Annotated in this window: 14 protein-coding genes; 7 read left to right on the top strand and 7 right to left on the bottom strand. The window is 49.9% G+C overall.

Annotated features, from left to right (window positions below):
- Positions 1 to 43 precede the first annotated feature (43 nt).
- Complete coding sequence (pqqA, locus tag ACFQ2T_RS08940; RefSeq protein ID WP_081624291.1) at positions 44 to 115, top strand: pyrroloquinoline quinone precursor peptide PqqA; 72 nt, start codon at positions 44 to 46, stop codon at positions 113 to 115.
- Positions 116 to 190: 75 nt separating this feature from the next.
- Here pqqA and ACFQ2T_RS08935 read toward each other — a convergent pair whose 3' ends face one another.
- On the bottom strand, positions 191 to 1,063 hold the full coding sequence (locus ACFQ2T_RS08935; protein ID WP_379033314.1) for a DUF3034 family protein: 873 nt from the start codon (positions 1,061 to 1,063) through the stop codon (positions 191 to 193).
- 161 nt (positions 1,064 to 1,224) lie between these two features.
- On the opposite strand from ACFQ2T_RS08935, the gene ACFQ2T_RS08930 reads away from it, so the two are divergent.
- From ACFQ2T_RS08930 to ACFQ2T_RS08910, 5 genes are all read left to right on the top strand, one after another.
- Entirely contained in the window at positions 1,225 to 1,647 is a 423-nt protein-coding gene (locus ACFQ2T_RS08930; RefSeq protein WP_379033312.1) for a group I truncated hemoglobin, read from the top strand.
- Between the two features lie 18 nt (positions 1,648 to 1,665).
- Positions 1,666 to 2,250, top strand: a complete 585-nt coding sequence (locus ACFQ2T_RS08925; RefSeq protein ID WP_379033309.1) for a methylamine utilization protein — start codon at positions 1,666 to 1,668, stop codon at positions 2,248 to 2,250.
- 12 nt (positions 2,251 to 2,262) lie between these two features.
- Positions 2,263 to 4,674: a bifunctional diguanylate cyclase/phosphodiesterase gene (locus ACFQ2T_RS08920; protein WP_379033306.1), complete on the top strand. Its 2,412-nt coding sequence runs from the start codon at positions 2,263 to 2,265 to the stop codon at positions 4,672 to 4,674.
- A gap of 290 nt (positions 4,675 to 4,964) precedes the next feature.
- Positions 4,965 to 5,417: a MarR family winged helix-turn-helix transcriptional regulator gene (locus ACFQ2T_RS08915; RefSeq protein WP_379033304.1), complete on the top strand. Its 453-nt coding sequence runs from the start codon at positions 4,965 to 4,967 to the stop codon at positions 5,415 to 5,417.
- Positions 5,418 to 5,540: 123 nt separating this feature from the next.
- Positions 5,541 to 6,545, top strand: coding sequence for a catalase family peroxidase (locus ACFQ2T_RS08910; protein ID WP_379033302.1), 1,005 nt, complete (start codon positions 5,541 to 5,543; stop codon positions 6,543 to 6,545).
- Positions 6,546 to 6,617: 72 nt separating this feature from the next.
- Here the strand turns inward: ACFQ2T_RS08910 and msrB are convergent, their stop codons facing one another.
- Positions 6,618 to 7,064, bottom strand: coding sequence for a peptide-methionine (R)-S-oxide reductase MsrB (gene msrB, locus ACFQ2T_RS08905; protein ID WP_379033300.1), 447 nt, complete (start codon positions 7,062 to 7,064; stop codon positions 6,618 to 6,620).
- A gap of 162 nt (positions 7,065 to 7,226) precedes the next feature.
- On the opposite strand from msrB, the gene ACFQ2T_RS08900 reads away from it, so the two are divergent.
- Complete coding sequence (locus ACFQ2T_RS08900; protein WP_379033297.1) at positions 7,227 to 8,147, top strand: bestrophin family protein; 921 nt, start codon at positions 7,227 to 7,229, stop codon at positions 8,145 to 8,147.
- Positions 8,148 to 8,180: 33 nt separating this feature from the next.
- Here ACFQ2T_RS08900 and ACFQ2T_RS08895 read toward each other — a convergent pair whose 3' ends face one another.
- The 5 genes from ACFQ2T_RS08895 to lipB all read right to left on the bottom strand — a co-directional run bounded on the left by ACFQ2T_RS08895 (position 8,181) and on the right by lipB (position 13,591).
- Positions 8,181 to 9,455: a D-amino acid dehydrogenase gene (locus ACFQ2T_RS08895; RefSeq protein WP_379033294.1), complete on the bottom strand. Its 1,275-nt coding sequence runs from the start codon at positions 9,453 to 9,455 to the stop codon at positions 8,181 to 8,183.
- A 204-nt stretch (positions 9,456 to 9,659) separates the two neighbouring features.
- Positions 9,660 to 10,616, bottom strand: a complete 957-nt coding sequence (gene gshB, locus ACFQ2T_RS08890; protein WP_379033944.1) for a glutathione synthase — start codon at positions 10,614 to 10,616, stop codon at positions 9,660 to 9,662.
- Positions 10,617 to 10,634: 18 nt separating this feature from the next.
- Entirely contained in the window at positions 10,635 to 11,945 is a 1,311-nt protein-coding gene (gene gshA / locus ACFQ2T_RS08885; RefSeq protein WP_379033291.1) for a glutamate--cysteine ligase, read from the bottom strand.
- A gap of 64 nt (positions 11,946 to 12,009) precedes the next feature.
- Positions 12,010 to 12,987, bottom strand: coding sequence for a lipoyl synthase (gene lipA / locus ACFQ2T_RS08880; protein WP_379033288.1), 978 nt, complete (start codon positions 12,985 to 12,987; stop codon positions 12,010 to 12,012).
- On the bottom strand, positions 12,977 to 13,591 hold the full coding sequence (gene lipB, locus ACFQ2T_RS08875; RefSeq protein WP_379033286.1) for a lipoyl(octanoyl) transferase LipB: 615 nt from the start codon (positions 13,589 to 13,591) through the stop codon (positions 12,977 to 12,979). Before lipB ends, lipA begins: the two co-directional genes overlap by 11 nt.
- Between the last annotated feature and the right edge of the window lie 14 nt (positions 13,592 to 13,605).

Below are 13,605 nucleotides of genomic sequence, written 5' to 3'. Positions count from 1 at the left end.
TAATAGCAAACGCTAAAACGAAACTAATTAAAGGAAATCAATCATGTGGACAAAACCAGCTGCTACCGAAATGCGTTTCGGCTTTGAAGTAACTATGTACGTAATGAACAAATAATTGTTCTTTGCTACGAAAAACGGGCGCTCTTAGCGCCCGTTGTCATTTATATAAACTCTTTTAAAAATCTGGTAATTAGTAATTGATCTGCCCTGACAGATACCAGCCGGTCTGGTTTTCTTTAGTCGCAATCGTGCCCAGGTCTATATAAGCGCCAGTCACGGACACATTTCTATGCGGAAACCAGGTCAGGAAAATATCCTGCGCTTTTTTCTCTTCAGCCGCAGAAAGATTATCCGGTTTAAAACGCAATTCAGTGCCTACCAGAAAGCTATCCGACAACATCACCGCCGCAGAAACGGCAGGGTAGAGTCGGTAACTGTCGCGTCTGTCACCACCAAAGCCCAACAGGCCAAACTGGTTGGCTTTAGTCGCATGCAAGTTAGCATTCACTAGCAGGTTGTAACCATTGGCAGCGCCAAGAAATAACTTGCTGGCGGCCACGTAGTAGTCGACACCGCTACGGTCTTTGGCGCCTAAAAGTTTAGGTACAAAATTAAAGTCTTCGTTATATTTGTATTGAGCACCTACTGAAATCTGCGGAATCCAGCTATCTTGGTCATAAATGGCGTCACCAATGACACGCAATTTAACACCGACTGTATTCAGGCGTATTTCTTCACCCCGGATGGTGTTACCCAAACCAAATCTTGTTTGCGCCGCACTGACTTCCACGCGATTTACAAAGCCTAATGAAATCCCTGCGGAATTCAGTTTGTAATCTGCCTTGGTCTCGGCATGGGTGTAAAACGCCGAGCCACCAATCTGCTTGTCAGTGCCATAGCCACTGATCACTGCCCAGGGCATCAAGCCACCGCCAGCGGAGCCTTCCACCTGCGTCACGCCGCCGGTTGCCAGCAGGCGGTCACCGGCGCTCGCAAGGGAAGAAAATGCGCCCAAGGCCAGTAGTAAGGACAGTAAGGATGAAATAGATTTAATTGTGCACATAACAATCTCTTTTAAAAATAACACCATTCACGCATTATCTATCTCTTGCGATAAATATAATTGCATGAAAAAAGACAGGAATAGGGGTTTTCTTGCGCAATACATCTCCCGGCCAGGTTGTAAGATGTGATAGTTGGTAGAAAGAATGATGGAGAGAATCAATGCGTAATTATGTGATTGCGATAGTAGTGTTTTTATGTGCAGGCTGTGTAACGCAACCCAGGCCGGAAGCGACGTTATTCCAGCGCATAGGCGGCATGCCCATGCTGAGCAGGTTATCCAACCAGACACTGGATATCGTTAGCAAGGATCCCCGCACCAGCCGCTCATTCGATGGCGTGAAAATGAAAACCTTAAAAGAGAGTGTGACAAATTTTCTGTGTGTGAAAACCGGTGGTAATTGTGTGTATGAAGGTGAGACGATGAAGAAGTCGCATGCGGATTTGCATAATACGGTAGCCGAATTTGAGATTATGGTAGATGTTTTGCGCGAGCGCATGGATGCGAATGGCGTAGGCACCAAAGAAAAAAACGAGTTGCTGAAGATATTGGCACCCATGAAGCACGACGTCGTTACCAACTAAATGAATAAAGGAATGCCAATGTGGACTGCCATTGTAAGCACCGTGTTGCTGCTGTTTACTGGCGCATTTTTTACTGTAGCCAGTGCAGAGACGGTCACGGTGATTGTGACTGATGCGGCAGGGAATGCTGTCACCGACGCCGTAGTGGCATTTTATGATGGTAAAACACCCCCCAGTAACCCCAATGCTACTGGCAGAATCGTGCAGAAAAACAAAATGTTCAACCCTAAGATCACGGTTGTGCAGACTGGCACCAATATTAATTTTCCCAATGAAGATTCATTCCGTCATCATGTGTATTCTTTTTCTCCCACCAAAAAGTTTGAATTAAAGTTGTATTCTGGTGTGCCGACCAATCCCGTGCAGTTTGATCAGGCCGGTTTGGTGACCTTGGGATGCAACATTCATGATTCTATGTTAGGGTACATATACATTGTAGATACGCCATTTTTTGCTAAAACAGATGATAAAGGACGGGCGCTCCTCAAGCTGGGTGAGGGCCAATATACTTATCAGGTCTGGCTGCCGGGGGTGAACAAGCCTGGTGCCGAACAAAAAGTAAAAATTGAAGGGTCTACAGAGGTTAAAGTCACCATTCCATAAAAATAAACCTGAATGATCAAGTTCAAACATATTCGCTCACGAATAGCGTTTACATTTCTCACCGTTGTTGTCGCTATTCAACTGGCTGGCCTCATACCGCTGAAGTATGCGCTGGTTAAACATGCTAGCGAGCTGGCCCAGGAACAAATCAATGTCGGTGAACGCGTTTTTGTTAACCTGCTGCAACACAACACACAAAGCCTGAAGCAAGCCACGCAGGTACTGGCTGCCGACTTCGCATTCCGCGATGCGGTTGCCAGTAACGATGGCGAAACCATCAAGTCTGCGCTGGAAAGTTACCAGGGACGCATTCACGCCCAGGTCGCATATTACATTAGCAATAGCGAAGAGCTGGTGATTGGTACTGCCGATAGCAAGTTTGATGCAAATGCGCGCAATGCTGTTTTGCAGAACCAGAATGGCACACTCAAGTTTGATATTGTCGATGGCAAGCCGTACCAGCTGATCACGGTGCCGGTGAAAGCGCCTGATGTGATAGGCTGGATCGTGATGGGCTTTGCGGTAGATGGCCGCTTGGCCGACCAGATCAAACAGCTGACACATCTGGATGTCACTTTTCTGCAAAAAACCGCGCAACACGACTGGAAACTGATGAGTGGCACCGGTACCAGCCAAGTATCAAATATGCTGGTCAAAACCGTGTCTGATATTTATCGCCAGAAACTGTCACTGCATAAAGTCGATTTGCATGGTCAGACCTACCACCTGAAAATCCGCGCCTTGCATGAAACCAAGGATGAAGTGTTACTGGTCGTCCTGCAAGGTTCAGTCGCCCCGTTTACCCGTGAATTGAGCCAGTTATTTCAAAGCATGGTCGTACTCACCTTTGTGGGCGTGCTGATTTTTGCCGCGCTGATCTGGTATGTCTCGCGCAAAATCACCGAGCCTATCGCCGAACTGGTGAAAAATGCCGATGAAATCGCCATGGGTGATTATGCGAAAGAAATCCATATCAATAGCAGCGATGAAGTCGGCTACCTGGGTAAAGCGCTCAATAGCATGCGCGAAGCCGTGTTGCAACGGACCTTGCGCATTCAGCGCCTGGCGTTTAATGACGAATTGACCGGGCTTTCTAATCGCCTGGCGTTCATGCAGGGCTTGCAGCAGGCGATTATGCGGCATGCAGAAACACAACAGAAACTCAGTGTACTTGTCATCAATATCCACCGCTTCAAACCGATTAACAAAACGCTGGGCCGTGATTTTGGCGATGATTTATTACGCCATGTCGGCCAGGTCTTGAAAGAAAATATCCTGGCTGAGCATGATGTGGTCGCCCGATTAGATGCTGATGAATTTGCCGTGTTGTTGCAACACACTGACCAGGCCAAGGCGACGCAATATGCCGACAAAATCAACCGTATTTTCGATACGCCGGTCAACGTACAAGGACAGGCGATTGATGTGCGCATCGCCATGGGCATTGCCTTATATCCTGACCACGGTGTCAATGAAGAAGCTTTATTGAATCATGCCGAGACTGCCTTGCATGAATCGAAAATCAAGAAAGCCGACTGGATCGTCTACAACACGGCGCTTGAAATCGATCAATCAGAAACCCTGACCCTGATTTCGGATTTAAAAGAAGCCATCCAGAAAAATCAGTTATTACTGTATATCCAGCCCAAAATCGATGTGAAAACACGTAAGACGCTGGGCGGGGAAGCACTGATCCGTTGGGTGCATCCGGAAAAAGGCATGATCTTCCCGGACCAGTTTATCCCGTTTGCCGAGCAGACAGGTATTATCAGTGAGATCACCAACTGGATGTTGCTGCGAGCCTGCCAGGTGCTGGCAGACTACAGGAGCCAGGGGTTGCACATGAGCCTGGCGGTGAATTTATCCACCCGCGATTTGAATAACATGGAGTTGCCGGAACAGATTGCCGATTTGCTGAAAATACACAGGCTGGATGCGAAAGCGCTCAAGCTTGAAATCACTGAAGGCAGTTTGATGCAGGATCCGGAGCGCGCAGAAACGGTGGTCAGGAAACTGGCTGCCATGGGCTTGCACCTGGCTATTGATGATTTCGGTACTGGCTACTCTTCGCTGGCTTACCTGCGGCAACTGCCGGTGCAGGAGCTTAAGATCGACCGCTCGTTTGTCATGTTTATGGATAAAAACACCGGCGATGCCAGCATAGTCAAATCCACCATAGACCTGGCGCATAACCTGGGCCTCAATGTAGTGGCTGAAGGCATCGAGAATGAAGAGGTACTTGGCCAGTTAGCCAAACTGGGCTGTGATGAAGGCCAGGGCTATTTCATAGGCAAACCGATGCCGGAAAAAGATTTTTCTATCTGGCTGGAACGCTGGGAAGGCCAGAACGAGATTGATATCGATATCGGCGATGACCTGTCATTCGCCATCAATCCGCTGGATGGATTTAACGTACCACGGTAAGTTTATTTTTTCTCATTTCCGTCAGCAATCCCTGACATTTGCTGACATGCCAAGCCTGTATGTATAGGCTGTGCGATCAATTTCCCTTATCAAGTTCATAAAAACAATCAACTTTATTTAATGGCGCATTGCTTTTACCATGAGCCTTATATTTAAAAGGAGATTGAAATGAGCAAAATCAGAATGCATAACAAAGGTAATTTTGTGGTGCAAACCCTGTTAAATTTACTGCGCAAATAAGCATTTATTTTTTATTGCAATTAAATCGCGCACTATATATAATCATTTGCATGACTGGCGCAAGCAAGAGCAAAACACCGATTTTAAATGAGCAATTATGCTTTGCCGTGTATTCGCTGTCTCTGGCGATCAACAAAGCTTATCGGCCATTGTTGAAAAAACTGGGTTTAACCTATTCGCAGTATCTGGTCATGCTGGTGTTGTGGGAAAGCGATCAGCGCACAGTCAGCGATATCGGCGAGCAGCTATTTCTGGATTCTGCCACTCTAACGCCATTGTTAAAAAGGCTGGAATCAGTCGAGTTGTTACAAAGAGTGCGTTCGAGTAAAGATGAGCGGCAGGTGATTATTTGCCTGACCGATAAAGGGCGCGCTTTAAGATTGCAGGCATCTAATATCATGGATGAGATGTTATGCGCCATGGGCTGCCCGGTCGAAGAGCTGGTGTCACTGCGGGACCGCATGAAAGTATTACGTAATCATTTGATCCAGCATGCCGGATGAATGCTTGCCTGAAGTTGTTGGGGTTGTATTTTTTATAATGTTTATGTCATAAAAGTAGTGCACTATTTAATTTTGCAAGATTTAAAATTTAATTCTTACCCATCAGATTGAAAGGACATCATCATGAAAATAAAAACATTGATCAGCGTATTAGCCGCAGCTTCCTTTATCACTGCAGTGCCGGCGATTGCGGAAGATAAAGCGGAAACCAAACCGGTCACCGAGCAATTGGTCGACACCTTAACCACGCTCTCGGGCGGGCCGCACGCCGGTTTCCGTTCCAACCATGCCAAAGGCGTGATGCTGGAAGGCGCGTTTAAACCTTCTGCACAAGCGGCAAGTATCAGTAAAGCGGCACATTTACAGAAAGCAGAGAGCCCGGTGCTGGTCAGGTTTTCTGATGCAACTGGGGTGCCTAACATTCCGGATGCCAACGGTAATGCCTTTCCTAAAGGTATCGCCATTCGCTTTCAACTGCCAGATGGCCTGACGACCGATATTGTCAGCATCTCGGTGAATAACTTCCCGGCTGCAACGCCTGAAGATTTTTTAGGCTTGCTCAATGCGGTACGTGATTCACAAAATAGCACCGCCAAACCCAGCCCGGTTGAACAGTTTTTAGGCTCACACCCGGCAGCGCTCAAGTTTGTGACCACGCCCAAGCCGGCGCCGGTCAGTTTTGCCACCCAGCCATTTTTCGGAGTGAATGCTTTTAAATTTACCAATGCTGCAGGCCAGAGTGTGTATGGTCGTTACCAGATCATCCCGGTAGCTGGTGCACAGTATTTAACTAAGGAAGCAGCAGACGCAGCAGCGCCGGATTACCTGATGACTGACATTGGCGAGCGTGTGAAAGCACAAAGCGTGCAATACAAGTTGTTGTTGCAGATTGCCGACAAAGGCGATGAGGTGAACAATGCCACCGTGCAATGGCCTGAAAGCCGTAAGACCGTTGAGCTGGGCACTTTGACCCTGAAATCGGTAGTGGAGGATAGCAAGGCCAGGGAAAAAACGCTGATGTTCAATCCGCTGCAATTGACCGAAGGCATTGAGGCGAGCCAGGATCCTATCCTGCTAGCCCGCCCAACCGCCTATGCGGTGAGTTTTGGCAGACGATTAGGTAAATAACTTTTATCCGAAGTGGATTGGCCCCTGTAGACTGATGTCCACAGGGGCCAATTTTTTTAGTAAGGATAAACTTTAGGCACTGATAAAGATAGTCGCCTTGCCGTTAATGCAGTAGCGCAGGCCGCTATCAGTTTTGCCATCGGGAAACACATGCCCCAGATGCGCATCACAGACATTACATTTCACTTCAATCCGCTGCATGCCGTGGCTGCCATCCTCAATGTAAGCGATGGCATCAGGCGTCAATGGCTGGTCAAATGAAGGCCAGCCGGAAGAGGATTCAAATTTCTGCCCCGAATCAAACAATTCCTGTTTACAGCAGGCACAGGCATAACGGCCAGGCGTAAACGCTTCACACATTTCGGATGAAAACGGCCGCTCGGTCGCGCTCAAGCGCGTGATGGTAAACACATCTTCGTCTAGGATGTCACGCCATTCACGTGGTGATTTAACTATTTTATGACTTGGCTCTGGATTGCCTTCTCTGGCAAATTTGAGCACATCTTTCCATTTCAACATGATCATTTACTCGCTAACGGTGACTAAGGTGACAAGCAATAAAAACGCGTTAAAGCAGCTGATTTCCCTGTTTCATTTGCAAATGCAAACAGGCCGCTGGCAGATACACTTGAACCATCGAGTATACATCACAACAATAGTTCGATTCGCAGGAGAAACCTTTTGATCGTCAGACCCAGACCGCATTTGCTTGAGCTGTTTTTCATCATCAAGGGTTCGATTGTGTTGCGTATCATGCCGCTGCTCATCTTTGTGGCTACGCTCTCTACGCTCATCGTCGCTGTATATACCTTCTGGCCAGGCTGGCTGCCCAAATTCGACGGCAGCCCGTTTGCACTGCTGGGGATTACCTTATCCATTTTCCTGGCGTTCAGGAACAATGCCTGCTACGAACGCTGGTGGGAAGCGAGAAAAATCTGGGGCGAATTCGTGCTGACTTCCCGCAGTCTGGCCCGCTTGAGTAAGGTGCTCGATGGTGACCAAGAGGTTACACAGCCTCGCCGCATCCTGCTCGAATGTAATATCGCCTATGCGCAGGCGCTGCTCGTGCAACTTCGGCCCGGCAATTCCCAGCACAAAATTCACGCCTACCTGCCGGAAGCGTTATTTCATGAATACTCAAACAGCAGAAACCCTGCAGAAGCCATTCTGCGTTCGATGGAATGTGTGCTGATACAGGCACTGCACAGTGATCGCATTGATACCATCCAGTTCAACATGCTTGATGATCTGGTACAAAAACTGGCACTGGTGCAGGCCTCTTGCGAGCGCATACAAAATACCCCGATTCCGTTTGGCTACACCCTGCTGTTGCACAGAACCGCCTATACCTTCTGTTTTCTGCTGCCGTTCTGTTTTGCCAACACGCTGGGCTGGGCGACACCGTTCGTCACCGCGCTGGCTGCCTATACCTTCTTCGGCCTGGATGCGCTGGGTAACGAACTTGAAGAGCCGTTTGGCATGGGCGCCAATGCCTTGCCTATCAGTGCGCTGGCGGATGTGATTGAGATTGAAAGCAAGGAAGCATTGGGCGATACAGATATTCCACCGTTACCGGTACCAAAAGATTTTGTACTGATGTAAGCGCAGACTCACGCGCGATAAATGCTGAATATGTTAAGCAAGATAACGCGAATATTGTAAGTCCTGGGTTTCTATCGCTGGTTTTTCATCACTGATTAAATCGGCCAATACCTGGCCCGAACCGCAAGCCATGGTCCAGCCCAGTGTGCCATGGCCTGTGTTCAACCATACATTTGGAAACTGGCTATCGGCTAAACCGATAATCGGCGTGCCATCAGGTGTCATCGGGCGCAAGCCTGTCCAGAAACTGGCTTGAGCAATATCTCCAGCCTTTGGGAATAATCCGTTCAACACAGTTTCCAGGGTGTCACGGCGGCGCGGGTTAAGCGTTAAATCAAAGCCTGCCAGTTCAGCCATGCCACCAACCCTTATGCGCTGGTCAAAGCGCGTGATTGCTACTTTGTAAGTTTCATCCATGACGGTGGAAACTGGCGCGGCATCTACGTTGATAATCGGCACGGTCAGGGAATAGCCTTTTACCGGGTAGACCGGTAAATTTAAGCCTAAGCCCTGCATCAGTTCGCGCGAGTAACTACCGAGGGCGACTACATAATGGTCTGCATTCAGGGTTTCGAGCCCGCTGGGACTCTTAATTTCAACCCCTTGCAATTGATTGTTTTGCGTGATCAGGCGAGTGATGTTGACTCCCTGCCTGAATTGCACCCCCATTGCCTTTGCCAGCGATGCCAGGCTTGAGGTAAACAGCTGGCAATCGCCTGTTTCATCATCCGGTAGATGCAGTCCACCGAGCAGTTGATCTTTCACATGATTTAAAGCGGGTTCAATGCGTGCGCAACCATCGGGGTCCACGTGAGTAAAAGGCACACCCATCTGGCTGAGCACTGCAATATCCTTGGCTTCGACATCCAGCTGTTTTTGCGTGCGGAAGACTTGTAAGGTGCCACGGCTGCGCTCTTCATACTGTATGCCTGTAGTGGCACGCAAATCACGCAGGCAATCGCGGCTATATTCTGCCAGGCGCACCATGCGGGATTTATTAAGGGTATAGCGTTCTACTGAGCAGTTACTGAGGAATTGCGCCATCCATTGCGCCTGCCATTGGCTGAAGTCGGGTCGCAGCCGGAGTGGCGCATGGCGCTGAAACAGCCACTTGAGCGCTTTAAAGGGAACGCCGGGGCCTGCCCAGGGGGCAGAATAGCCAGGAGAAATCTGGCCGGCATTCGCAAAGCTGGTTTCCATACCGACGGCTGGCTGACGGTCAATGACGGTAACAGCAAAGCCTTTTAACGCAAGGTAATAAGCGCTTGTGACGCCGATCACTCCAGAACCCAGCACTAACACCCGCATGAACGACACTCCTGCAACGACAGCTGATGATATAACGCGTTTAATTAAACCGTTAAAGTCATATTATCAAACTTAATAACGTAAAGTTTAATCGGCAGGAGGAATTTGTTTTAAGGTATGCACGAAAGCAGGAAGAATAGCTGTCAGATGTTTAAAGGCTGTAAAATCTGAAATACATTATCTGTTGCTTTTGCGAGCCAGGAATTACTTTTTATTAGCTAACGATTTCTCCAACGCCTCCACCATCACCCTGGCCGGGTCGCATGGGGCCGCCCATTCCTTGGATTGCGCCGCAATTTCCACCATCCCGGTGGGGCTGGTGACATTGACTTCGGTCAGGTAATCGCCTATCACATCCAGCCCAACCAGAAACAGGCCGTGTTGTTTGAGGGTTTTACCGACTGTTTCTGCAATCTCCAGGTCGCGGACGCTTAACGGTTGTGCAACGCCTTTGCCGCCAGCTGCCAGGTTGCCGCGGGTTTCACCGGCTTTGGGGATACGGGCGAGCGCATAGAGCAGTGGTTCGCCATCGATGATCAGAATACGTTTATCACCTTTGCTAATTTCAGGAATATAGCGCTGCACCATGATGGTTTGCGTATGAAATTGGGTGAGTGTTTCCAGGATGGCGAAAATATTTGGGTCATCTTTACGCAAGCGGAAAATACCGCTGCCGCCCATGCCATCGAGCGGTTTGACGATGATGTCATCCTGCTCGGCCAGGAAAGCCAGTATCTTTTCGCGCTGGCTGGTGACGATAAAAGGTGGCGTGAATTGAGGAAAGCGGGTGACCGACAGTTTTTCGTTCCAGCCCCTGATGGCGGCGGGGTCGTTAAGAATGGTAGCGCCTTGTTGCTGCGCCAGTTCCAGCAGATAGGTGCTGTACAGGTATTCATTATCGAATGGCGGGTCTTTGCGCATTAACACGGCATCAAAAACGCTAGGCTGATGCGTAGTTTTGTCTCCCACCACCCAGCTGCTTCCATCAAATTTGAATGGCTGCGCATCTACCAGTGCAATTTCGCGTTGCAAGTGCCAGTCGTGCTGTTCGCATACCCATAATTCGTGCCCGCGTGCCTCGGCGGCGCGCATGATGGCGAGGCTGGTGTCTTTATAAACGGTCAGTGTGTGCAGCGGGTCGAGGATAAACAGCAGTTTCATCATGCACCTTCGAGTCGTTTATGTGTTCAGTGGGTCATTTTCCTGCAGTTCCATCCCGGCCGCCAGTAGTGCCAGGCGGGCCACAACACCATAGGCATAAAAGCGGTTAGGCGGCGCATCCGGTGCGTCAGAACAGTCGGGCAGGGTACAGGGTTTTTCAAAGGCTAGCGGCACAAACTGCATGCCGGGCGCATTCAGGTTTTCATCGACGCCGCGGCTGGTATGCACGCGGTAAAAGCCGCCAACCACAAAGTGGTCCATCATGTAGACCACCGGTTCCGCCACGGCATCGTTGATATTCTCAAAGGTGTAGACGCCTTCCTGTATCATCACCTCGGAGACCTCTACGCCTTCTTTGATCACGGACATTTTGTTACGCGTTTTACGGTTGAGATCGCGCACTTCGTCAGCCGATTTCACGCTCATAATGCCCATGCCATAGGTGCCTGCATCGGCTTTCACAATCACAAAAGGTGCATGCTCTATGCCGTATTCTGCATATTTGGCTGCAATCTTTTTCAACATGGCATCGACTTTATCAGCCAGCTGGTCTTCGCCGACGCGGGCATGGAAATCAATGCCGCTGGCAGTGTCGAAATAGGGGTTGAGCAACCAGGGGTCTATATCCAGCAGTTTGGCAAAGCTGTCCACGACTTTGTCATAAGCGGCAAAATGCTGCGACTTGCGGCGCATAAACCAGCCCGCATGCAGCGGCGGAATAAGGGTTTGTTCCAGATTTTGCAGCAGGTCGGGCACGCCGCCGGAAAGGTCGTTATTAAGCAAAATGGCACAACTGTCAAATGCCGGGTAATCCACGCCGTCAAACGAAGCTGCATTGAGTTTCAGGCGATTTTTTTCGCGCACCAGCGGTTCCAGGATCAAGGGCAGGCCGTCGTGGGTTTCCAGCCTTGTGACTTCAGTGATCTCGGGTGACAGGCTGCCGACGCGTACTTCCATACCCGCTGCTTTCAGGATATGACAGAGTTCAACCACGTTGCGCAGATAGTAGGTATTACGCGTGTGGTTTTCGGGGATCAGCAATAAACGGCGTGCATCCGGGCAGATTTTTTCAACTGCGACCTGGGCAGCATGGACCGACAAGCTGAGGAATTCCGGATTGAGGTTATTGAACCCGCCAGGGAACAGATTGGTATCAACCGGCGCCAGTTTAAAGCCGGCATTACGCAAATCCACACTGGCATAGAATGGTGCGGCGACTTCCTGCCATTGGCCGCGGAACCAGTGTTCGATATCCGGCATCGCATCCAGCATGCGCTTTTCCAGGCTGACTAACGGACCGCTCAAGGCGGTAGTTAAATGGGGAACCATGTATTGCTCCTATGCTAATCTTTTCGGGCTGGCTTATAGACTATCGTCCAGCGATGTTTTTTATTTACGCTTCTTGTGCGATGACTGCATGGGCTTGCTCGTCAGCATGGTAGCTGCTGCGCACCATGGGGCCGCTGGCGGCATTATCAAAGCCCATGGCATCGGCCTGTTGTTTGAACCAGGCAAAGGTATCAGGCGTGACATAGCGTAGCACGGGCAGGTGATGCACGCTGGGCTGCAAATATTGCCCCAGGGTCAGCATGCTGACATTGTGCGCGCGCAAGTCACGCATGACTTCTATAATTTCTTCATCGGTTTCACCCAGACCCAGCATCAGGCCGGATTTGGCGGGCACATGCGGGTACATTTCGCTGAATTGCTTGAGCAGGTTGAGCGAATGCTGGTAATCGGAGCCTGGACGCGCCTGCTTGTACAGCCGCGGCACCGTTTCCAGGTTGTGGTTCATGACATCCGGTGGCGCTTCACGCAGGATTTTCAATGAAATATCCAGGCGGCCACGGAAATCCGGTACCAGGATCTCGATTTTGATATTGGGAGACTGGGCACGGATGGCGCGTATGCAATCGACAAAATGCTGGGCACCGCCATCGGGCAAATCATCACGGTCTACTGAAGTCACCACCACATAGCGTAGTTTCATCTGTGCGATGGTACGTGCCAGGTTTTCCGGTTCATTCGGGTCAGGCGGCAGTGGTTTGCCATGGGCCACATCGCAGAACGGGCAACGGCGGGTGCAGATATCACCCAGGATCATGAACGTGGCGGTGCCGCCACTAAAGCATTCGCCGATATTCGGGCAGCTGGCTTCTTCACACACGGTGTGCAGGTTGTTGTCGCGCAACACCTGCTTGATTTCCTGGAAGCGAGCGGAGTCAGGCACTTTCATACGTATCCATTCCGGCTTGCGCAATACCGGCATAGGCACGATTTTAATCGGGATACGCGAGGTTTTGGCGGCGTCAATTTCTTTGACACCGGCCATCTTTTTAGCCGGGCGTTCAGTTTGGCATTTATCTGACATGCGCCAGTTTCTCTTTCAATCTCTGGGTTAACTCGGCGGCGATATCAGCCATGGTTAACGGAATCTGTAATTCTTTGGTTTGCGTCATTTGCATCCCCGCATAACCACACGGGTCTATGTCGGCAAAAGGCTGCAAATCCATATCAATATTCAAACTTAAGCCATGATAACAGCACTGATTTTTCAGGCGTAGTCCTAATGAAGCTATTTTTTTACCGGACACGTAGACGCCAGGTGCATCAGCCCGCGCTTCGGCAGAAACGCCATATGCTGCCAGAAAATCTATCAGGCTGTTTTCCAAGATGGTGACAAGTTGCCGCACATTCAAGTGATGACGGGCCAGATCGATCAAACAATAGATAATCAGCTGGCCGGGGCCGTGGTAAGTGATTTTGCCGCCACGGTCTACATTCACTAATGGGATGTCGTTAGCCGGCAAGCGCACACAGCGCCGGTTAAGGCCTAATGTGTAAACCGGAGGGTGTTCGGTGACCCACAGCTGGTCAGCAGAATCGACTGTGCGTTGCGCAGTATAGGCCTGCATCTCGGCCAGGGTGACTGCATAATCAGTCAGGCCTAGCTGGCGAATTTCCAGGGCAGGCATTGGAGGAATAGGAA

The sequence above is a fragment of the Methylophilus flavus genome (assembly GCF_042678905.1).
Lineage (GTDB): Bacteria > Pseudomonadota > Gammaproteobacteria > Burkholderiales > Methylophilaceae > Methylophilus > Methylophilus flavus.
This window is presented reverse-complemented; position numbering and strand designations above follow the sequence as displayed.